The following is a 19,804-nucleotide window of genomic DNA, read 5'->3' as shown; positions in this document are numbered from 1 at the left end:
AAGCTCCAGCTGGCCGTCAAGCGTCCAACCTGGCCGTCAGCGCAACGCGACACTCACCGCACGCAGCAGCTCGGACAGGTTGAACGGCTTCGGCAGCAACGCCATACCCGGCCCCAGGAACTCATTGCGGACTGTCGCGCGCTCGGTATAGCCGGTGATGAACAGCACCGGCAGGCGTGGCCTGAGCTCCCGCGCGGCATCGGCCAGCTCGCGTCCATTCATGCCCGGCAGGCCGACATCGGACAACAGCAGTGCGATGCTGTCGTCATCGCGCAGTTCGCGCAGCGCCTGGCGTGCATCACCTACGGCCACCACGTCATAGCCGGCCTCGCGCAGCATGTCCTGCACCATCTGACGCACCGAGTCGGTATCGTCCACCACCAGCACGCGCTCCAGCCGTCCGCTGGGTGTATCGCGGTGCGCGTCCACCGGCAGTATCCGCGCGGCATCGCCCAACGGCAGCAGCAGCTCCACTTCGGTACCCACGCCGGGCTCGCTGCTGATGCGCGCCACGCCGCCACTCTGACGTGCGAAACCATACGTCATCGACAGGCCCAGCCCGGTGCCCTCGCCCTGCGGCTTGGTGGTGAAGAAGGGCTCGAACACCTTCTTCAGCAGATGCGCCTCGATGCCACTGCCGTTGTCCATCACCTTGACGCTGATGTAGTCACCGGCCGCCAATGCGTAATCGCCGTCCACCCGTGCGCGCTCGCCGCGGATGCGGATCAGCCCGTTTCCGCCCAGCGCATCGCGCGCATTGATCACCAGGTTCAGCACCACGCTTTCGAACTGGTTCGGATCGGCCAGCGCGACCAACGGCTCGTCACCCAGCTCGAACTCGAGCTCGATGTTCTCACCGATGGTCCGCCGCAGCAGGTCCTCCAGCGAGTGAATGCAGGCACTGACATTGAATGGACGCGGATCCAGCGGCTGTTTGCGGGCAAACGCCAGCATGCGCTGGGTCAGCGCCGCCGCGCGCGTGGCGGAACTGGACGCTGCTTCGGTATAGCGCCCCAGGCGCTCCAGCTTGCCGGTGCTGGCCGCCAGCTCGATCATGTCCAGGCCGGAAATGATCGTGGTCAACAGGTTGTTGAAATCATGCGCGATGCCGCCGGTCAGCTGGCCCAGCGCATCCATTTTCTGCGCTTGCAGCAGCTCGGCTTCGGTCCGTTCGCGCTCGGCGATCTGGTAGGCCAGCTCGCGGCGCTGTTCGCGGTCGCGCTCGTGGTGGGCGGTGATGTCTTCCACCACCACCAGGCCCAGGTCCGGCTGTTGATACGGGGTCAGCCGCCACTGGGTCATGCGCGGGTTGCCCGCCGGATTGGGCAGCGCCACGGTGCCTTGCCAACGTTCGCGCCGATGCAGCGCATCCCGCAGGCCATCGATGAACTCGCCTGCATTGCCCAGCCGTTCCAGCGGCATGCCCGTCGCCGCCTGGCTTCCCAGCAGCCGGACGAACGCCTCGTTGGCGTCGTGTACCTTCAGTTCCGCATCCAGCACGGCGATCGGTGCATTGATCTGGCGGAATATCTCGCCGAAACGCGCCTCGGCCTCGCGCAGGGCATCTTCGGCACGCCGTGCCCGCAGCAGGCTGCGCAGTGTGGCGAGCAGCACGTCCGGGTCCACCGGGTGCACCAGATAGCCGTCCGCGCCGGCGTCCAGGCCGGTGATCATGTCACCGGTGCTGATCGAAGCCGCGGACACATGCACGATCGGCAGCAGCGCCGTACGCGGCTGCGCACGCAGTTCGCGCACCACGTCGAAACCGCTCATGTCCGGCAGGTTCACATCCAGCACCAACGCCGCGTAGTCGCTGGCGGCCACGGCATCCAGTCCCTCCTGGCCGGTGCCTGCTTCGTCTACCTGGTAGCCGTGGTGTTCCAGCACGCGTCGCACCGAATAGCGCGTGGCGATGTTGTCGTCCACCACCAGCAGCCGGTCACTCTGCTGCACGGGGCACCTCCGCGCTGGCCACCAGCTTCACCGGCAGCACCACGAAGAACTCCGAGCCCTCTCCCGGCACGCTGTTCATGCCGACATGGCCACCGAGCAGGGTGGCGAAACGCTTGCACAGCGACAGCCCCAGGCCGGTGCCACGCAGGCGCTTCTGCAACGGCGAATCCACCTGCATGAAGTCTTCGAACAACGCCGCCTGCATGTCGAGGGGGATGCCGATGCCGGTGTCATGCACGCTGAAGCGCACCGCATCGGTTCCCTCCATCTGCGCGGAAACCACCACCCGGCCACGCGGGGTGAACTTCAAGGCATTGGAGATGTAGTTGCGCAGGATCTGCGCCAGCTTCTTGTCATCGGTGTACAGCATCGGCAGCCGCGGCGGGGCAACGAACTCCAGGTCGATCTGGTTGCCCTCCAGCAGCGGCCGGAACATGCCGCGCAGCGCGGTGAACAGGTCCATCAGATCGAACCAGCCCGGCGAGATGGTGATCCGCCCCGCCTCGATCTTGGCCAGGTCCAGCAGGTCATCGACCATCTCGCGCAGCTCGCTGGCCGCGTTGCTGATGAAGGTCACCTGCTGCCGCTGGCCGCTGCTCAGCTCGCCGTCCATGCCATCGGTCAAAAGCCGGGTCATGCTCAGGATCGACCCCAGCGGGGTGCGGAATTCATGGCTCATGTAGGACAGGAAACGGCTTTTCAGCTCGGACACCTGGCGCAGTTGTTCGGCCTGCTGGTCCAGCTCGCCATACAGCGCCACCACGCCCTGGTTGGTTTCGTCCAGCTCTGCGCGCAGCGCTTCGTTTTCCTGCCGCAGCCGCTCGAGCTCCTGCGGGTCCGGCACGTCGTTGACGGTCATTCAAACGCTCCTGCACGCAGCGCGACGACGCAGACATCGTCGCGACCACGATCAAAATCACGGTGCAGCACGGCCACCACCAACGCGGGGTGGCGATGCTGCAGCCCCGGGTAATCACGCATGCTCCAACGCGCCTGGAGCCCGTCGCTGTGCATCACCATCAGCGTGCCAGCCGGTGCGTGAAGGGCAAATGCCTGGGCCTTGCGGTACTGCACGCCGACGATGCCGGGCATGGACGCCATGCCGCGCGACGTGTCGGCGATCAGCAGGCTGCCGGCGATGTTGCCCACGCCGGCGAAGTCGATCGCGCCGTTGTCCAGCGACAGGCAGGCCACCGCCGCCGCTCCCCCGCGCGAGCCGGAAAGCCCGGCATGCAGGCGTGCGATGCGGTCCACGGCACCCTCGCCCGCTGGCGCCAGTGCTGATGCGCGCACCCCGGCTTCAGACGCCGCGGCGGCCAGTACGCCGTGGCCCAGCCCGTCGATCATGGTCAAGGTCAGCTGGCGGGCCTGCACCTGCAGGTGCCATGCATCGCCGCAGGCGTCTTCGTGCTTGATCGGCAGGCGAACGGCACCGTAGGCAAGGTCCGCATTGCGTGGGGCGCGCTCGGCATGGATGCGTGCTAGCACGACCGTGCCGCGGTCATCGCTCCACACGTCCATGACCCGTGACTGACGGGCGATCACGCCCATGCCCAAGCCTTGGCTGCCACCGGTCGAGTAGCCGTCCTGCAGGGCCTGCGCGAGCACGAACCCCGGGCCGCGATCGATCGTGCACAGCTCCACGCCAGGGCCGTCGTGGCCGGCGATCACGGAAAGATACATGCGGCCACCGCCGCCATGGCGCCACAGATTCGTGGCCAGCTCGGTAGCGGCCAGCGCAACGCGTCCGGCATCCCCCTCGTTGAATCCGGCCTGGCTCGCCAGCGACAGTGCTTCGCGTCGTGCCTGGCCGACCTGGGTGGTTTCTTCGATGGTGACAACGCGGGTGACAGGGCCGGAAAAGTTCAGGTCCATTTGGTGATCGTGACCCGTGTGCCTTCGCCGGGCGCGCTGTCCAGCGCGAAATCATCCACCAGCCGCCGCGACCCGGACAGGCCGAGGCCCATTCCGGAACCCGACGACCAGCCGTCGGTGAGTGCCTTCACCTGGTCCGGGATGCCCGGGCCCTGGTCGGAGAATACCAGCTGGATGCCTTTGCGGACGCCGCGCTCGACGGTGGTCCAGTGCATGTCGCCGCCGCCGCCGTAGATCACCGCATTGCGTGCCAGCTCGCTGGCGGCGGTGACCAGCTTGGTCTGGTCGACCAGCCGCAGACCGAACGCCACGGCCAGCTGGCGGACCGTCTGCCGGGCCACGACCACGTCCTGTTCGATGCGCACGGGAATGGAACCGCTGTCGGCGATCATGAGTCGGCGTCGCGTTGCTGGAGCAGCTTCATCCCGCGCTCGACGTTCAGCGCGGTACGCACACCGCGCAGGTCCAGGCCCAGCTCCACCAGGGTGATGGCCACCGCCGGCTGCATGCCCACCACCACGGTGGTCGCATCCATGATGCGGGCCAGCGCGGAGATCGTCGAAATCATGCGGCCGATGAACGAGTCGACGATATCCAGCGCCGAAATGTCGATCAGCACGCCACGTGCGGAGGTGCGCTGGATCTTCTCGGTGAGGTCATCCTGCAGGGTCAGCGCCAACTGGTCGTGCATGTCCACCTGGATGGTCACCAGCAGCAGATCGCCCATCTGCAGGATCGGGATGCGATCCATCTCAGCCGGCCACCTTGGTCACGGTCTGGCCGGTACGCTTCAGCGCCAGCGCCAACGCATCGGCCAGGTTGGCCTTGGTGACGATGCCCTGCAGGTCCAGCCCCAGGTGCACGATGGTCTGCGCGATCTGCGGACGCACGCCGCTGATGATCGCGTCGGCGCCCATCAGGCGGATGGCGGTGACGGTCTTCAACAGGTGCTGGGCCACCAGGGTGTCCACGGTGGGCACGCCGGTGATGTCGATGATGGCGATTTCCGAACCGGTATCAACGATGCGCTGCAGCAGCGATTCCATCACCACCTGGGTGCGCTGCGAATCCAGCGTGCCGATCATCGGCAGTGCCAATACGCCTTCCCACAGCTTGACCACCGGCGTCGACAGTTCCAGCATCTCTTCCTGCTGGCGCTGGATCACTTCCTCGCGCGACTTCTGGAACGCCTTGACCGTGTGCAGGCCCAGCAGATCCAGCAGTTCGGACAGCGCCCACATCTGGTCGCCCAGCTGCTGCGGGTTATCCGCGAAGCCCGCCTGCACCTGCTCGAACAACGGGCGCTTGAGCGAGAACACGAACTGCGCGGTCTCCGACGAGTTGAAGCCGCGACGCGCGCGGTCCGCACTCAGCTCTTCAAGGAAACGCCGCAGCGACAGCCACTCCGCTCCCTGCAGAGAGCCCGCATCGGCGGCGGAGATCGCCTGCTGGAACAAGCGCCAGTACTCGCGCAGCTGACCATCCAGCTCCAGCGGTGAAATCCGGTTGTCCAGCCCCTGCCCACCGGCGGCAAGCGTCTGCTGCCACTGCGCGAGGATCTGCTCCTCGTTGCGGCGGATGAGGTCGAGGGTGCGCTGCTGCAATGCCGCCATGAAAGTATCCTGGAATGTTCGGGGGGCGCCTGTACCGACATGCGGTCAAGTCAATCGTCCGTGCCAGACAAGGCGCTGCATGCCTGCATCAAGGTCATACGCGGCATTGCCTGTCCAACACAGCCCCGACATTACGCAATCAGCAATGTGTTCGCGGCGTGAAGATGCTCAGCCGTCGACGGGATCGTTGCGCTGCAAAGAGATGCGTCCGACCCGGCGCTTTTCCACGGACAGCACGCGCAGGCGGACGTCCGCGTGCTCGACCACGTCACCCGGCACCGGCATCCGGTCAAGCGCGTGCAGCACCAGCCCGGACAGCGTCTGGTAATCGCCCTCACGGGTAAAACGGATGCCTGCATGACGTTGTAGGTCATCCAGCGTCAGCCTGCCGTCGGCCTCCCAGTGGCCCGCGCCGATTTCCTGGATGCCGTATTCCTCGCCCTGCGTATCGGCGAGGTCACCGGCAATGGCGGCCAGCAGGTCGTTGGCGGTCACCAGGCCCTCCACGCCACCGTATTCGTCCACCGCCACCGCCAGCGGCACCGGGTGCTGGCGTATCAGCTCCAGCACCTGCAGCGCGCTGGCCGTGGACGATACGAACTGCGCGTCGCGCAGGCTGGCCTCCAGCTGCAGCGGCCTGCCCTGCAGCAGATTGGCCAGCAGGTCGCGGCTCTGCACCACGCCACGCAGGCGATCCAGGTCGCCGTCTGCGACCAGCAGCCGGGTGTGCGGGCTGGCGATCAGCCGGGCGATCACGTCCTCCTGGCCGCGGCTGATGTCCAGCCACTGCACGTCGGTGCGCACGGTCATCACGCTGGACACCGGTCGCTCGGCCAGTGTCAGCACGCTGCGGATCATGTCCTGCTCGGCCGGCTGCAGACGCTCGCTGGCATCGCCATCGCGGTCCGGATCATCGTCACGCGGCGAGCCGGCATCGCGTGCGCCGAACATGCGCATCACCGCGTCGGCCGTGCGCTGGCGGAACGGGACCAGCTGGGCGTCCCGCTCGCGGTTGAAGCCCACCCATTGGTTGAAGGACTCGACCAGGATGGAGAACGCGATCGCGGCATACAGATAGCCCTTCGGAATCTTGAAGCCCAGCCCCTCGGCCACCAGGCTGAAGCCGATCATCAGCAGGAAGCCCAGGCACAGCACCACCACCGTGGGATGCTTGTTGACGAAGCGGGTGAGCGGTTTGCTGGCCAGCAACATCAACGCCATCGCGATGGTCACTGCCGCATACATCACGCCCAGGTTGTCGACCATGCCGACGGCGGTGATCACCGAGTCCAGCGAGAACACCGCATCGAGCACCACGATCTGGGCGACGACGGTGCCGAAGCTCGCATAGACCCGGTTGCCACCGTCCTCATGCGTACGTCCTTCCAGCCGTTCATGCAGCTCCATGGTGCCTTTGAACAGCAGGAACAGGCCGCCGGCCAGCAGGATCAGGTCGCGGCCGGAAAAATCATGGCCGAGCACCGCGATCAGGGGCTCGGTGAGTTTCATGATCCACGACAGCGCGGCCAGCAGGACAAGCCGCATCAGCAGCGCCAGCGTCAGCCCGATCACCCGCGCGCGGTCACGCTGGTGCGGCGGCAGCTTGTCGGCCAGGATCGCGATGAAGACCAGGTTGTCGATGCCGAGCACGATCTCCAGCACCACCAGGGTTGCAAGCCCCATCCATATCGAGGGGTCAGCCAGCCATTCCATGATTCGTTCTTTTCAGTCGTTGAGGGGGGTGAAGCGTTCGAAGCTCAGGGGCCTTCGTCCTGCGCGCGCGCCGGATCGTGGCCCAGCAGGTCCCCTGGCGTGCAGCGCAGCTCGCGGCAGATCGCATCCAGGGTGGAAAACCGAATCGCGCGCGCCTTGCCGGTCTTCAGGATCGACAGATTGGCCAGGGTGATGTCGATGCGCCCGGCCAGCTCGGACAGGGTCATGCCGCGTTCCAGCAGCATGCGGTCGAGGGTGATGACGATCGCCATCAGACCACGCCGTCCAGGTCCTCGCGCATGGCCGTGCCAACCGCGAACACATGCGCGATCACGAACAGCATCAGGACCGCGATAAGCCCGGTGATGGACATGCCGCCCCCCACTTCCATCCACGCGAACTGCGGGCCCATCCAGCTGGCGTAAAGGCCGATGAGGATCGACAGCAGCTCCATCGCCAGCATCAGCCAGGCCATGCGCTGCAGCCGTGTCACGTTGCCGCGGGTGAACGGCTGCTGCTCACGCACCGAGCGCACCAGCCGCTGCAGGTGGCGCAGGAAGACCAGCCCCAAGGCCAACAGCACCACGATCGCCAGCAGGCCGGCGCTGAAGTGCAGCAGCAGATGGGGGACGTCGCCGTGTTCGGCAACGACGCGGGCATCGACTGCATCCAGCAGGCGCGCGGGGCGATGGAACACCAGCGGAACAGCACACAGGGCGCCCAGGATGCCCAGCCAGCACATTGCCATGACGGCGTGGATGGCGGCATGGGTCAGGTTGAAGATACCGCGCGATCTCGGCGCACGGTGGGTACGGCTTGGCACGAAGCCTCCGGCAGATGGTCACCGGAAGAGCGACCCGCCTTATTGATAAACGATAAACGCGATCGTGTCCAGCGTCCCCGCACGACCATCCCATGACGGGGACTGCCGCGAGGAGGGGCGGCTGCGGGGCGCTACATCCGGTCCAGCGCCGCGCGCAGTGCCGCCACCTGCTCTGTGCCGGACTGCAGGTGGTCCGCCTCCAGCCCGGCCAGCGCAGGATTGTAGTGGTGCATCGTAGAGCTGACCCGCACCTTGGCCGAAGCGTGCAGCTCCCGGCATCCGGTGCGCAGGGCAATGGCCGCGATGCGATCAGCGGTGATGCCCGCACCGGCCATCACCGCGATGCGTCCGTCCGCCTGGTGCACGGTCGCGGCCAGCGCATCGGCGCCCTGCTCCGCCGACGCCTGTCCGCCCGAGCTGAGGACCCGGCTGCAGCCGAGCGCGATCACGTCCTCCAGCGCCCGCGACAGATCGCGGGCGGCGTCGAAGGCGCGGTGGAAGGTCACCTGCATGCCGCCTGCCGCTTCGACCAGGCGCTGGCACAAGGGCACATCGACATCGCCATCGGCGGTCAACGCGCCCAGCACCACGCCATCCACGCCCAGCGTCCGGCAGTGCAGGATGTCTTCCCGCATCACCTGCGCTTCCCAGTCGCCGTAGCGGAAGTCGCCGGCCCGCGGCCGGATCAGCACGAACAGCGGCAACTGCACGCGCTCGCGGGCGACCGCAAGCGTGCCATGCGACGGCGTGAGACCGCCGGACGCAAGGTCGGCGAACAGTTCCACACGGTCCGCTCCCCCGGCCTGCGCGGCCAGTGCCGAGCCCACCCCATCGCAGGCGATTTCAAGTACGTGCGCGGCGCTCATGCCTGTTCGCTGCGGTAGACCGACGCCGCATCGTGCAAGGCATCCTGGCGCTGCGTATCGCACACCGCGTACACGAACCCACGGTGCAGCGCGTAGGCGCCAACGTCGCCATCCCGGTTCATCGCCAGGAAACAGACCTGCAGCGTGCGGCTGGCTTCGGGGCGCTTGCGCACGACCCGCGCGATCGCTTCGCGACAGGCCTCGGCCGGACTGCGGCCTTGGCGCATCAGTTCGACCACCAGGAACGAGGCCGCGTTGCGGATCATCTCTTCGCCCACCCCTGAGGCGGTGGCCGCGCCGACCTCGTTGTCGACGTACAGCCCCGCCCCGATGATCGGACTGTCGCCCACGCGGCCCTGCATCTTCCACGCCATGCCACTGGTGGTACAGGCCCCGGCCAGTAGGCCCTGTGCGTCGAGGGCAAGGATCCCGAGGGTATCGTGGTTGCTGCTGTCGCCCGGAATGCTGCGTCGTTCGGCATTGATCTGCGGCGCGTACTCTGCGGTCTTCTGCCACGCCTTCCAGGCCTTCTCCGCCGTCGGCGTCAGCAGCTTTTCGCGCGGGAAGCCCTGCTCGATCGCGAACTGCCGGGCGCCCTGCCCGACCAGCATCACGTGCGGCGTATGCTCCATCACCCGCCGGGCCACCGACACCGGATGCAGGATGTCCACCAGCGCGGCCACCGAACCGCAGCGGCCATCGCCGTCCATGATGCTTGCATCCAGGCTGAGGTTGCCATCGCGATCCGGATTGCCGCAGCGTCCCACGGTGGGGTTGCACAGCTCGCTTTCCGCCCAGCGCGCCCCCTGCTCCACCGCGTCGAGTGCGCTGCCGCCGGCGGCGAGCGTCTTCCACGCCACCTGGTTGGCACCGACGCCAAAGTCCCAGGTGGACACCACCCTGGCGCCGGCAGCGGGTGCGGATCCGCGTGCGCCACGGGGCAACCCCAGTGCACCGATGGCCAGCGCGCCGGCCTGCAGGAAAGTTCTACGGTCGCTCATGCGGTGTCGCTCCAGATCGCCCATGCCATGCCCGGCCACCGGCCGGGCAGCATCACATCGTATCGCCCTTCCAGGCTGCGGCACCGAGTACGCCCAGCTCGCCGTGCTCGACGCGCCATACCGGCACCTGCTGAAGGACGCTGCCCAGCACGCCCTTGTTGAGGAAGCGCGCCACGAACGTGCTGTCAGCGATGAACGGGGCGATATGCGCGGACACGCCGCCGGCCAGGTAGACCGAGCGCGCGCCGAAGGCAATCGCCAGATCACCGACGAAGCTGCCCAGCCAGCCGCAGAACACCTGCACGGTCTCGCTCGCAAGCGGATCATCGCCGGCCTTCGCCGCCGCGAGCAGCGAGGCGGTGTCCCGCCAGCGCGGCGACACCGTGCGCAGCACGCACAGGCACTCATAGAGATTGATCATGCCGGTGCCCGACAGCACGCGCTCGTTGTCGACATGCGGCCAGCGCTGCAGCAGCAGGCGCAGTACGTCCAGCTCCAGCGGCGTACCGGCGGCCAGCGCCGAATGCCCGACCTCGCTGGCAAGCACCGGTCGCTCACCGTCGGCGAACCGCAGTGCCGCACCCAGTCCGGTGCCCGGGCCAAGGACCAGCGCAGGCCATGCAGGTGCAGCGCCGTCACCGTCATGCAGCGGCACAAGCGCGTCGGCATGCACGTGCGGGATGGCCAGCGCCACCGCTTCGAAGTCGTTGATCAACTGCAGGTGGTGCAACCCTGCGTCACGCCGCGTGGCCTCGCGCGCCACCGGCCACGGCAGGTTGGCGTTGACCAGCGTGTCACCCTGCAGCAGGCCGGCGATGGCGACCACCGCACGCAGGCCGGCAGGCGGCGCGCTTCCGGCAAACTCGGACAGGATCGCGGCCAGGCTGGGATGGTGCGCGCACTGGTAACGGCGGAACCCGTCTATGTGCGGCGCGGTGCCGTCATCGTTGGCCCACGCCAGGCGGGCATACGTACCGCCGACATCGGCCACGATCAGGGGCGCGGAAGATCCGGCAACGGGAGGCGTCACGGGGGATGGGCCCGACTGTGGGGCCCGGGAAGATGCCGCAACGTTCACTCGCACGCCTTTGCTGGTTCAACTCAATCCTGAGGATTCTCAGCCATTGCCCGCGCTTTGCATAGCGCAGGCAGCGGTCGGGTTCAGGCGGTGCCGGCTGCGGCGTGTGGCGCCACCATGCGCGTCGGGCGGCTGGGGAATGCGTGGCGCAGGATGCGCCACACCACCTGTCCGAACTGGCTCGGCAGTGACCCGGTGTTGTAGTGCTGGCCGTAGCGACGGCAGATATCCTTCACTTCCACGGCGATGCGCGAATAGCGGTTCGCGGGCAGGTCCGGGTAGAAGTGGTGCTCGATCTGGTGGCTGAGGTTGCCCGACAGGACGTTGATCACCCACCCGCCTTTCAGGTTGGACGAACCACGCAGCTGGCGCAGGTACCAGTGGCCACGGGATTCGTTGCGCAGGCAGTCCTTCGAGAACGTTTCCGCATCGGCGGTGAAGTGGCCGCAGAAGATGATCACGTAGGTCCAGATGTTGCGCATGCCGTTCGCGACCAGGTTGCCCAGCATCACCGGCAGGAAGAACGGGCCTGCCATCAGCGGGAACAGGACGTAATCCTTGCCCAGCTGGCGCCCCATCTTCGCGGCGACCGGACGCGTCTCTTTCCACAGCTGGTGGGCGGTCATGCGGCCCTTCAGCCAGCGACCGATGCGCAGGTCCTGGATGGCCACACCCCACTGGAACATCAGCGCGAAGATCGGCGCGATGATCGGCTGCAGCAGATAGAACGGACGCCAGCGCTGCTCGGGGAAGATGCGCAGCAGGCCGTAGCCGATGTCATCGTCCATGCCGCGTACGTTGGTATACGTGTGGTGCTTGAAATTATGGGTCTTCCGCCAGTTGTCACTGGTGGCGACGATGTCCCATTCGTAGCTGTTGCCATCCAGCTTCGGATCGCCGGTCCAGTCGTACTGGCCGTGCATCACGTTGTGCCCGAGCTCCATGTTTTCCAGGATCTTCGACAACGCCAGCAACAACGTGCCGGCAATGCAGGCCGGCCACAGCAGACCGGCCATGAACAGCGGCGAGAACGCGCCCACGAACAACAGGGCGCGGCCCAACAGGCCGGACCAGCGCACCGCTGCGGCAACGCGGCGGATGTAGCGGGTATCACGGGCACCCAGCTCGCCGATCACGCGGTCGCGGATCGCATCGAGTTCGGCACCGAAGGCATTCAGTTCGGCAGGGGTAAGGGCACGATCAGGGCGGCTCATTGCATGTGTTCCTCAGAGATCCAGGACCAGGTCGGTGGTCGGCGCGCTGACGCAGATACGCACCGGCATCGCCGGTTCGTCCTGTGCCTCGCCGGTGCGCAGATGTCGCGTGGCGCCGCTGGCGCGGACGCAGGTACAGCTGTTGCAGATGCCCATGCGGCAACCGTGCTTGGGCTTGAGGCCGTGCGCTTCCAGGCTGTCCAGCAACGCCTTGCCGCGCGGCACCGTCAGCGTGCGGCCACTGCGCGCCAGGGTCAGCTGCACCTCGCCGACGGCGGTGGTATCGGTCGCGGGCGGCGTGAACGCTTCGGACTGGAAGCCCGCAACGTGGTGCAGCAGCCGCGCCCGTGCCGCACTGACGAAGCCGTCCGGGCCACACGCCAGCACCTGGCGCTGCGCCAGCGGCACATCACCCAGCGCGTCGAACGCGATGGTGTCGATGCGTGCGGCGGGCGTGGTGCCCTCGCGGGTCGCCAGCAGGTGCACGTGCAGCTGCGGATCTGCTGCGGCCAGCGCCTGCAGCTCTTCGCGGAAATTGATAGCGGCGTGGCTGCGCTCCCAGTAATACAGGTCCACCGGAGCAGCCAGCGGGCGCGCCGACAACCCGCGCAGCAGGCTGCGCATCGGCGTGATGCCACTGCCTGCGGCAAGAAGCAGCAGCGGAGCGGCGGTTGGCGCGACGAACTCACCGAACGCAGTGCCGATCGGGAACACCGTGCCGGGCGTGGCCTGGTGCACCAGATACTGGCTCACCCGCCCGCCGTCGACGGCCTTCACGGTGATCGACAGCTCGCGCGGGCCCAGCCGGGTCGGGCTGTAGCTGCGCTGCAGCAGCCGACCGTCCATCTCCACGCTCAACGCGACGTGCTGGCCCGGCTGCATGCCGCGCCAGTGGCGGTTGGTCTGCAGCACCAGCGTGCACGCGCCCTCGCCCGCCGGCTCGCGCCGGACCAGGCGGGCCAGCGGCTGGCGCAGGGTCCACAAGGGGTTGAGCTTGCCTGCCCAGAAATCGAACAAGGCAGGCGGCATCCAGCGTTGCGGGGACATCCGCGACGGGCGGGTAACCGGGACAGGACGGATGGCAGCGTTCATGGAGTGAACTATACGTCCGCGCACACAGCTGTGTATACAGGTGTATACCAACCCGGATCAGGTATGATTCACGCTACGTCCACCCGGTTGCCCCATGCCCCCCATCGTCACGCCTCCGCCTGAAGACACCACGCCGGTCCGCCGTACGGTGACCCGCGAGGATCTGATCATCGCGGCGCTGGCGTTGATCGGACCGCACCGCAGCCTGTCCACCCTCAGCCTGCGCGAGGTCGCGCGTGAGGCCGGCATCGCCCCGAACAGCTTCTACCGTCAGTTTCGCGACATGGACGAGTTGTCCATTGCGTTGATCGACCTGGCGGGCCGCTCGCTGCGCACCATCATCGGCCAGGCCCGCCGCCGCGCCACGACGTCGGCGAGCAGCGTGGTCGGGGTGTCGGTGGAAACCTTCATGGAGCAGCTCCGCGCGGACGACAAGCTGCTGCACGTGCTGTTGCGCGAAGGCGCGGTCGGCTCCGATGACTTCAAGCACGCCGTCGAACGCGAGCTGCAGTATTTCGAAGACGAACTGCAGGTCGATCTGGTCCGGCTGGCGGCCATGGACGGAGTGCGCCTGCACGCACCGCAACTGGCGTCCAAGGCGATCACCCGGCTGGTATTCGCCATGGGCGCAAGCGCGATGGACATGCCACCGGAGAAAGACGCCGAGCTGATCGAAGAGATCTCCACGATGGTCCGCATGATCATCGTCGGCGCACGCACACCGGCCGCCTTCCGCCGCAAGCGCTGAACCGCGGTAGTGACGGCCGCTGGCCGTCCGCCTGCATTGACGGCCAGCGGCCGTCACTACCCGAGAAATCGGGCGATCGCCGCCTCGATCTGGACCGGGGTCTGGTAGCCCGCCAACCGCGCCACTTCGCCACCGTCACGGAAGAGGATCAGGGTAGGTGTCTGCCGCAGCGCCAGCGCCTTGAAGAAGGGCTCGCCCAGCACCTCCAGCTGTGCGCGCAGCAGCACCACCCCCTGCCCGACGGCCGTGCCTGCCACCCGTTGCAGGGAAAGCGCCAACATGCGGCAACCGGGGCACTGGTCTTTATGGAAGTCCACCAGCAGCCGGGGGTGCGTGGCCACCACCTGATGGAAGTGGTCTGTCGTGCCGGCCTCAATGATCTGCATGGCGCGCGCTCTCCAGGCCGCCCAGGACGGTGTCCATCCACTGCGCCACCCGCGTGGCATCGTGCGTGCGCTGTGGCATCTGTTCCACGGTCAGCGCCGGGTGCGGGCTGTCGAAGTAACGGATGAGCCGATGGACCGCCCCGCAGTAATAGTCCCCCCCCACTGCGTCTCGCCGGTGCCGAACACAGCGACCTGGCGAGGTCGCTTTCCGCTCTCCACCATGCGCGCGATCCATGCCTTCATCTCGGCCGGCGTCCTGCCCGCGTTGTCCGTCCAGCAGCCCAGCACCAGCAGATCCGCTTCGTCGACCTGCAGCGGCGGCGAGGCGGCCCCCTGCTCCGCCTCCTGCCAGTGCACCGCATGGCCTACCTGCTGGCCGCGGCAGGCGATCATGCGGGCCAACTCGCGGGTGTTGCCGCTGAGCGAGGCGACCACCAGAAGCAACCGCAAGGGGCGCGTCTGCTCACAGGTCGTCGAATCCATTGTCGAGGTTGGTCTTCTTGTAACTGGCATTGCGCATCTCGAAGAAGTCGGTCTTGGTCTCGGTGAAGTTGTCCGCATACGCCTTGATCCACGGCATCACGTTGTCGCTGGCATCGCTGTACAAGCGCTCGATGCCGAGCATCCCGGCCATCTTGTTGGCGCGGTACTTCACGTAGCGCACCATCTCATCCACGTCGATGCCGTCGATGCCGTCCAGGACTTCGCCGCTCCACTGCGTTTCCAGCTCGATGGCGTGGGCGAAGGCGTCGTGTACGTAGGCGGTCAGCGCATCCCCCTGCAGACTCGGGTTCTCGCCGACGATCGCGCGGATCAGTTCGCTGATGAACTTGGTATGCGCCAGCTCATCGCGGTTGATGAAGCTGATGATCTTGCCGGTACCGTTCATGCGGTTCTGGCGGACCATGTTGTAGAAGAACGCGAACCCCGAATAGAAGTTGATGCCTTCCAGGATCGAGGACTGGATCAGCGCCTTCAACAGCGTCTCTGCGGACTTCTCGCGCAGGAAGTCATCATACGATTCCATGATCGGCGCGTTGCGCTTGATGATGGTGGGATGCGTACGCGCGATCTCGAACACCCGGTTCTGGTTGGACAGGTCGGTGATCGATGCGAGCACGTAGCTGTAGCTCTCGTTATGGATCACTTCCTGCTGGCCGATGATCGCGGCGTTGGCATGCGCGGCAGGATCAGTGATGTACTCGGCCACGTTGTAGATGAAGCGCGTCTGCGGTGAGTCCAGCGTGGCCAGCAGGCCGATGATGCTGTCATACGCATTCTTTTCGCGACCGGACAGCTCAGCGTACTGGCGCGCGTCCTGCTTCATGTCCACTTCGTCGGGAATCCAGAAGTTGGTCGAAAGCTCCTTGTAGGCCCGGTAGAACGAGGGGTACGGGATATCGTTCCAATTGAGGATGCCGCTCGTGCGACCGTTGATGATGCCGGTGCTGCGGTTGGGGTGGCGCGGTTCGAGGATGCGGATGCGGTCCAGCGGGGTTGCCATGGGGATTCCTGTTGTTCCGGTAGCGCCGGGCCCTGCCCGGCGGCGGTTGATCGGTTGCATCGGCCGTTCGCTGGGCGGCCAACGCCTGTCACGACGATCAGCTGGAACACCACTCACATTCGCTGATGTCGATGTCATTGGAGCGCACGTAGTACGTGGTTTTGAGGCCCTGCCGCCACGCAGCCAGGTGCAGCTCCAGCAACGTGCTGGCGCGGATGCTGCTGGGCACGTACAGGTTGAAGCTGATGCCCTGGTCCACGTGGCGCTGGCGCCGCGCGTTCTGCCGCACACTGGCGAACTGGTTCACCTTGTAGGCGCCCTTTTCGTAGTAAGGCCAGGTGTCGAGGGACAGGCCGGGTGCCGCGACGGGTCGCCGGAAGTCCTTCTTTTCTTCGTAATAGAACGCGCTGTAGATGGGATCGATGGACGCGGTCGACCCGGCGATCTGAGCGGTGCTCATGTTCGGCGCTACCGCCAGCAACCAGCCGTTGCGCAGCCCCTGCCGGGACACGTCGGCGGCGAGCGTCTGCCACGCATTACTGTCATAGCCGCGGTCACGGAAGTAGGCGCCGGTGTCCCAGTCGCTGCCACGGAACATCGGGTAGCTGCCCTTCTCTGCCGCCAGTTGTGTGCTGGCCTGGATGGTGAGGAAATTGATGCGTTCGTAGAGGGTGTCTGCCAACGTCTCGGCATCCGGGCTGTCCCACTGGATGGCCTGCTGCGCCAGCAGATGATGCCAACCGAAGGTGCCCAGGCCGATCGCGCGATAGCGTCGGTTGGTGATGGTGGCCTGCGGCACCGGCAGCACGTTCAGATCGATCACGTTGTCCAGCATGCGGACCTGGATGGGGATCAGCCGCTCCAATACGTCGCTTGCCAGCAGGTCGTCCGCCGCCCTGATGGCGCGGCCGAGGTTGATCGAGGAGAGGTTGCAGACAACGAAGTCACCGGCACGCCGGGTGGTCACGATCTGGTCGCCGCTGACGATCTCCTGGATCATCCGCGTCGGGCTCATGTTCTGCAGGATCTCGGTGCACAAATTGCTGGAATACACCATGCCGCAGTGCTTGTTGGGGTTCCGCCGGTTGACCTCGTCGCGGTAGAACAGGAACGGGTTGCCGGTTTCCAGCTGGCTGAGCATGATCCGCTTGAACAGATCGATCGCACGCACGGTGCGGCGACTGATGCGCTCGTCGGCGACCAGTTCCGCGTAGCGGTCACGGAAACTGCCTTGCCCGCGCGTTTCGTCGAAGAAGTCCTGCAGGTACCAGCCTTTGGCCTGCTTTACTTCATGCGGATCGAACAGATACCAGTCCGCACGGCGCTCCACTGCCTCCATGAACAGGTCCGGGACGCACACCGCAGTGAACACATCGTGCGCGCGCAGGCGCTGGTCGCCGTTGTTCAGTCGCAGGTCGAGGAACGCCTCGATATCGCGGTGCCAGATATCCAGGTACACCGCCACGGCGCCCTTGCGTTGCCCCAGCTGATCGACCGACACCGCCGTGTTGTTGAGCTGCTTGATCCAGGGCACAACGCCACCGGAGGAGTTCGCCACCCCGCGGATCGGTGCACCGCTGCTGCGCACATAGCCCATGTAGGCGCCTACGCCGCCGCCATGCTTGGAGACGCGCGCGATGTCGGTGTTGGAGTCATAGATGCCCTGCAGGCTGTCGTCGACGGTATCGATGAAGCAGCTCGAGAGCTGGCCACCGGTCTTGCCGGCGTTGGCCAAGGTAGGCGTGGCGACGGTCATGTACAGATGGGACAGGGCCCAGTACGCCTCGCCCACCAGCTGCATGCGGCGGCTGCGTCCGCCCTGCCCCGTTCCGCCCTCGTTCTGCATCAGGTACAGCGCGATGGTCAGCCAGCGCTCCTGCGGCAGTTCATACACCTCGCGCGAGGTGTCGGTGGCGAGGTAGCGTGTCGCCAGCAGGTACAGCCCGTTGTAGGCGAACAAGGCGTCGCGCTGCGGGTCGATCATCGCGCCCGCCTGCTGCAGCTCCTCCTTCGAATAGCAGCGCAGGATGTCGTTGCTGTACACCCCGCGATCAGCCAGGCTTTCCTGCAACCCGACGTACGAGCCGTATTTGAGGCCGGCATCGTAGAAGCGGTTGCGTGCGGCGCGTTTGTACAACCGCGCCAGATAGAGGCGCGCGGCGAACTGCTCCCACTCAGGGGCCACCACGTCGACCCGCGATTCCGCTTCCCGGATCATCAGGTCGACCAGGTCATCCGCACTGATGCGGGGCTTGCGCTCGACGATGGAATGCACGCTGCGGCGGAAGCCGGCAACGTCCAGCATCGGCAGATCATGCTGGATCCGGTCGATGCTGCGGTCCAGGCGCAGCGGATCGAAGGGCAGCTTGCGATTTCCTGCTTCCTTGGTGATCCACGTGGTGATGGACTCGCCAGTGGCGTGCACGGCGTCGCTGGCGCTGGCCGGGGCGGCCGCGCGGTAGGGGGTGTCTGTCATGGTCCAGCTCTCCTGGCACACCGCGGGACCCGGGTGTGGCCATGGAACCCCGCACGCGATACCGGCGCACGAGGAAGTCGGGTGTGATGCCATCGCGCGGGAACGGAGATCGTCGGCTGTTGCCTGCGCCTGCGGCCGGTATCCGGACCGTGGGGGCGACCTGCGTCCGCATGGTGGCGGCCGCGTCGACACGGAAAGCTTCAGGGGAGGCTGGCCGCGGGACGTAGAGGTTGCGTCCGGCGGCGGCGGCTGACCGGGAGTGACAGCCACAACATAGTGGGCTTGGCCAATGCCGTCAACACAAGATGAGCGATTTTCCGGCGTTGCGACGATAGGTCGCAGCCTGCGTTGACCTGCTGTTGCAGGGATGGGTGGCACGCTGTCCCTCTGTTTCTACGTACCAAGGACTCACCATGCGCGCTGCCCTCCACGCCAGTTTCGGCGACCCGACATCCGTCCTGTCCGCCGCAGATCATGACCTGCCCGAGCCCGGCCCGGGCGAAGTCCGCATCCGCACCGTGCTCGCGCCCATCCACAACCACGATCTGTGGACGGTCCGCGGCAAGTACGGCTACAAGCCCACCCTGCCGGCCATTGGCGGCAGCGAGGGCCTGGGCACCATCGATGCGCTGGGCCAGGGCGTCGAAGGTTTGAAGATCGGCCAGCGCGTCGCCGCTGCATCGGTGCACGGCACCTGGGCCGAGGCGTTCATCGCGCCCGAACGGATGGTCATCCCGATGCCGGACAGCATCAGCGACGAAGTCGCCGCACAGCTGATCGCGATGCCGCTGAGCGCGCTGATGCTGCTGGAATTCCTCAAGGTGGAGCGCGGCCAGTGGATCGTGCAGAACACCGCCAACGGTGCAGTGGGCAAGAGCCTGGCCATGCTGGCCAAGGCGCGCGGCGTGAACGTCGTCAACTTGGTCCGCCGCGACGATGGCGTAGCGGAGCTGGAGGCCATGGGCATCCCGCATGTCGTGTCCACGACGTCGGACGGTTGGCAGGACGCGGTGCGTGGCCTGCTCGGCGAGGCATTGGCCGCGGCGGCCGTGGATTCGATTGGTGGCACGGCCAGCGGCGAGCTGCTGGGCCTGCTCGGCGAGGGCGGCACATTGGTGTCGTTTGGTTCGATGACCGGCGAACCGATGCAGATCCCGTCGGGCGATGTGATCTTCAAGCAGGCCACCGTCAAAGGCTTCTGGGGCAGCAAGGTCAGCCAGGCGATGGCCGTGGACGACAAGAAGCGGCTGGTGGGCGAACTGCTGAAGCGCGCGGCGGCGGGCGAGCTGCAGTTGCCGGTGCAGGCGGTGTTCTCGTTGGATGACATTGCCGACGCGGCAGCGGCCAGTCTGGCGTCCGGGCGCACCGGCAAGGTGCTGCTGCGCCCGTAATCGCGTCTGTCTCGCCGAGCATGGCGCGGCGCTACCGTCTCCGGGAGCTGTGATAGCGCCGAGCCATGCTC

Annotated in this window: 19 protein-coding genes and 1 pseudogene; 2 read left to right on the top strand and 18 right to left on the bottom strand. The window is 66.5% G+C overall.

Annotation, left to right across the window (positions count from 1 at the left end; genetic code table 11):
• Positions 1-36 precede the first annotated feature (36 nt).
• The 14 genes from ICJ04_RS08770 to ICJ04_RS08705 form a co-directional block, all read right to left on the bottom strand.
• The gene (locus ICJ04_RS08770) at positions 37-1,953 is read right to left on the bottom strand and encodes a response regulator (protein WP_223203022.1); all 1,917 of its coding nucleotides are present in this window, start codon (positions 1,951-1,953) and stop codon (positions 37-39) included.
• The gene (locus ICJ04_RS08765) at positions 1,940-2,812 is read right to left on the bottom strand and encodes a HAMP domain-containing sensor histidine kinase (RefSeq protein ID WP_188327106.1); all 873 of its coding nucleotides are present in this window, start codon (positions 2,810-2,812) and stop codon (positions 1,940-1,942) included. The genes ICJ04_RS08770 and ICJ04_RS08765 overlap by 14 nt, the downstream gene beginning before the upstream one ends.
• Positions 2,809-3,828: an ATP-binding protein gene (locus ICJ04_RS08760; RefSeq protein ID WP_188327105.1), complete on the bottom strand. Its 1,020-nt coding sequence runs from the start codon at positions 3,826-3,828 to the stop codon at positions 2,809-2,811. The genes ICJ04_RS08765 and ICJ04_RS08760 overlap by 4 nt, the downstream gene beginning before the upstream one ends.
• Positions 3,819-4,220 carry an ATP-binding protein gene (locus ICJ04_RS08755; RefSeq protein ID WP_188327104.1) on the bottom strand — a complete coding sequence of 134 codons (402 nt, stop codon included), beginning with the start codon at positions 4,218-4,220 and terminating at the stop codon, positions 3,819-3,821. Before ICJ04_RS08755 ends, ICJ04_RS08760 begins: the two co-directional genes overlap by 10 nt.
• The gene (locus ICJ04_RS08750; RefSeq protein ID WP_188327103.1) at positions 4,217-4,579 is read right to left on the bottom strand and encodes an STAS domain-containing protein; all 363 of its coding nucleotides are present in this window, start codon (positions 4,577-4,579) and stop codon (positions 4,217-4,219) included. Before ICJ04_RS08750 ends, ICJ04_RS08755 begins: the two co-directional genes overlap by 4 nt.
• 1 nt (position 4,580) lies before the next feature.
• Positions 4,581-5,441, bottom strand: a complete 861-nt coding sequence (locus tag ICJ04_RS08745) for an STAS domain-containing protein (RefSeq protein WP_188327102.1) — start codon at positions 5,439-5,441, stop codon at positions 4,581-4,583.
• Between the two features lie 168 nt (positions 5,442-5,609).
• Positions 5,610-7,154, bottom strand: a complete 1,545-nt coding sequence (locus ICJ04_RS08740; RefSeq protein ID WP_188327101.1) for a TerC family protein — start codon at positions 7,152-7,154, stop codon at positions 5,610-5,612.
• 44 nt (positions 7,155-7,198) lie between these two features.
• The gene (locus ICJ04_RS08735; RefSeq protein WP_188327100.1) at positions 7,199-7,426 is read right to left on the bottom strand and encodes a helix-turn-helix transcriptional regulator; all 228 of its coding nucleotides are present in this window, start codon (positions 7,424-7,426) and stop codon (positions 7,199-7,201) included.
• Positions 7,426-7,896, bottom strand: a complete 471-nt coding sequence (locus tag ICJ04_RS08730; protein ID WP_188327257.1) for a DUF2975 domain-containing protein — start codon at positions 7,894-7,896, stop codon at positions 7,426-7,428. Before ICJ04_RS08730 ends, ICJ04_RS08735 begins: the two co-directional genes overlap by 1 nt.
• Before the next feature lie 212 nt (positions 7,897-8,108).
• On the bottom strand, positions 8,109-8,843 hold the full coding sequence (locus ICJ04_RS08725; protein WP_188327099.1) for a copper homeostasis protein CutC: 735 nt from the start codon (positions 8,841-8,843) through the stop codon (positions 8,109-8,111).
• The gene (locus ICJ04_RS08720; protein ID WP_188327098.1) at positions 8,840-9,844 is read right to left on the bottom strand and encodes a N(4)-(beta-N-acetylglucosaminyl)-L-asparaginase; all 1,005 of its coding nucleotides are present in this window, start codon (positions 9,842-9,844) and stop codon (positions 8,840-8,842) included. Before ICJ04_RS08720 ends, ICJ04_RS08725 begins: the two co-directional genes overlap by 4 nt.
• Positions 9,845-9,896: 52 nt before the next feature.
• Entirely contained in the window at positions 9,897-10,874 is a 978-nt protein-coding gene (locus tag ICJ04_RS08715) for a glucokinase (RefSeq protein WP_188327097.1), read from the bottom strand.
• 131 nt (positions 10,875-11,005) lie between these two features.
• Positions 11,006-12,136 (bottom strand): acyl-CoA desaturase, encoded by a 1,131-nt coding sequence (locus ICJ04_RS08710; RefSeq protein ID WP_188327096.1) that lies wholly within the window; start codon positions 12,134-12,136, stop codon positions 11,006-11,008.
• A gap of 12 nt (positions 12,137-12,148) precedes the next feature.
• Positions 12,149-13,228: a ferredoxin reductase gene (locus ICJ04_RS08705; RefSeq protein ID WP_188327095.1), complete on the bottom strand. Its 1,080-nt coding sequence runs from the start codon at positions 13,226-13,228 to the stop codon at positions 12,149-12,151.
• Between the two features lie 94 nt (positions 13,229-13,322).
• Here ICJ04_RS08705 and fabR point away from each other — a divergent pair, with 94 nt between their 5' ends.
• Complete coding sequence (gene fabR / locus ICJ04_RS08700) at positions 13,323-13,976, top strand: HTH-type transcriptional repressor FabR (protein WP_188327094.1); 654 nt, start codon at positions 13,323-13,325, stop codon at positions 13,974-13,976.
• 56 nt (positions 13,977-14,032) lie between these two features.
• Here fabR and ICJ04_RS08695 read toward each other — a convergent pair whose 3' ends face one another.
• The 4 genes and pseudogenes from ICJ04_RS08695 to ICJ04_RS08680 all read right to left on the bottom strand — a co-directional run bounded on the left by ICJ04_RS08695 (position 14,033) and on the right by ICJ04_RS08680 (position 18,342).
• Complete coding sequence (locus ICJ04_RS08695) at positions 14,033-14,362, bottom strand: thioredoxin family protein (protein ID WP_188327093.1); 330 nt, start codon at positions 14,360-14,362, stop codon at positions 14,033-14,035.
• Positions 14,349-14,845: pseudogene (locus tag ICJ04_RS08690) on the bottom strand (flavodoxin). Before ICJ04_RS08690 ends, ICJ04_RS08695 begins: the two are co-directional and overlap by 14 nt.
• The gene (locus ICJ04_RS08685) at positions 14,826-15,866 is read right to left on the bottom strand and encodes a ribonucleotide-diphosphate reductase subunit beta (protein WP_188327092.1); all 1,041 of its coding nucleotides are present in this window, start codon (positions 15,864-15,866) and stop codon (positions 14,826-14,828) included. The pseudogene ICJ04_RS08690 and the gene ICJ04_RS08685 overlap by 20 nt, the downstream one beginning before the upstream one ends.
• Positions 15,867-15,963: 97 nt before the next feature.
• Complete coding sequence (locus ICJ04_RS08680) at positions 15,964-18,342, bottom strand: ribonucleoside-diphosphate reductase subunit alpha (protein WP_188327091.1); 2,379 nt, start codon at positions 18,340-18,342, stop codon at positions 15,964-15,966.
• A 413-nt stretch (positions 18,343-18,755) separates the two neighbouring features.
• Between ICJ04_RS08680 and ICJ04_RS08675 the strand changes: the two genes are divergently transcribed.
• The gene (locus ICJ04_RS08675; protein ID WP_188327090.1) at positions 18,756-19,733 is read left to right on the top strand and encodes a zinc-binding dehydrogenase; all 978 of its coding nucleotides are present in this window, start codon (positions 18,756-18,758) and stop codon (positions 19,731-19,733) included.
• Positions 19,734-19,804: the final 71 nt, after the last annotated feature.

The organism is Stenotrophomonas sp. 169, from assembly GCF_014621775.1.
GTDB lineage: Bacteria > Pseudomonadota > Gammaproteobacteria > Xanthomonadales > Xanthomonadaceae > Stenotrophomonas.
This window is presented reverse-complemented; position numbering and strand designations above follow the sequence as displayed.

Excerpts from the sequence above, each read along its gene's own strand:
- ICJ04_RS08765 (WP_188327106.1), bottom strand. The coding sequence starts at position 2,812 with ATGACCGTCAACGACGTGCCGGACCCGCAGGAGCTCGAGCGGCTGCGG.
- ICJ04_RS08760 (WP_188327105.1), bottom strand. The coding sequence starts at position 3,828 with ATGGACCTGAACTTTTCCGGCCCTGTCACCCGCGTTGTCACCATCGAA.
- ICJ04_RS08755 (WP_188327104.1), bottom strand. The coding sequence starts at position 4,220 with ATGATCGCCGACAGCGGTTCCATTCCCGTGCGCATCGAACAGGACGTG.
- ICJ04_RS08750 (WP_188327103.1), bottom strand. The coding sequence starts at position 4,579 with ATGGATCGCATCCCGATCCTGCAGATGGGCGATCTGCTGCTGGTGACC.
- ICJ04_RS08745 (WP_188327102.1), bottom strand. The coding sequence starts at position 5,441 with ATGGCGGCATTGCAGCAGCGCACCCTCGACCTCATCCGCCGCAACGAG.
- ICJ04_RS08740 (WP_188327101.1), bottom strand. The coding sequence starts at position 7,154 with ATGGAATGGCTGGCTGACCCCTCGATATGGATGGGGCTTGCAACCCTG.
- ICJ04_RS08735 (WP_188327100.1), bottom strand. The coding sequence starts at position 7,426 with ATGGCGATCGTCATCACCCTCGACCGCATGCTGCTGGAACGCGGCATG.
- ICJ04_RS08730 (WP_188327257.1), bottom strand. The coding sequence starts at position 7,896 with ATGTGCTGGCTGGGCATCCTGGGCGCCCTGTGTGCTGTTCCGCTGGTG.
- ICJ04_RS08725 (WP_188327099.1), bottom strand. The coding sequence starts at position 8,843 with ATGAGCGCCGCGCACGTACTTGAAATCGCCTGCGATGGGGTGGGCTCG.
- ICJ04_RS08720 (WP_188327098.1), bottom strand. The coding sequence starts at position 9,844 with ATGAGCGACCGTAGAACTTTCCTGCAGGCCGGCGCGCTGGCCATCGGT.
- ICJ04_RS08710 (WP_188327096.1), bottom strand. The coding sequence starts at position 12,136 with ATGAGCCGCCCTGATCGTGCCCTTACCCCTGCCGAACTGAATGCCTTC.
- ICJ04_RS08705 (WP_188327095.1), bottom strand. The coding sequence starts at position 13,228 with ATGAACGCTGCCATCCGTCCTGTCCCGGTTACCCGCCCGTCGCGGATG.
- fabR (WP_188327094.1), top strand. The coding sequence starts at position 13,323 with ATGCCCCCCATCGTCACGCCTCCGCCTGAAGACACCACGCCGGTCCGC.
- ICJ04_RS08695 (WP_188327093.1), bottom strand. The coding sequence starts at position 14,362 with ATGCAGATCATTGAGGCCGGCACGACAGACCACTTCCATCAGGTGGTG.
- ICJ04_RS08685 (WP_188327092.1), bottom strand. The coding sequence starts at position 15,866 with ATGGCAACCCCGCTGGACCGCATCCGCATCCTCGAACCGCGCCACCCC.
- ICJ04_RS08680 (WP_188327091.1), bottom strand. The coding sequence starts at position 18,342 with ATGACAGACACCCCCTACCGCGCGGCCGCCCCGGCCAGCGCCAGCGAC.
- ICJ04_RS08675 (WP_188327090.1), top strand. The coding sequence starts at position 18,756 with ATGCGCGCTGCCCTCCACGCCAGTTTCGGCGACCCGACATCCGTCCTG.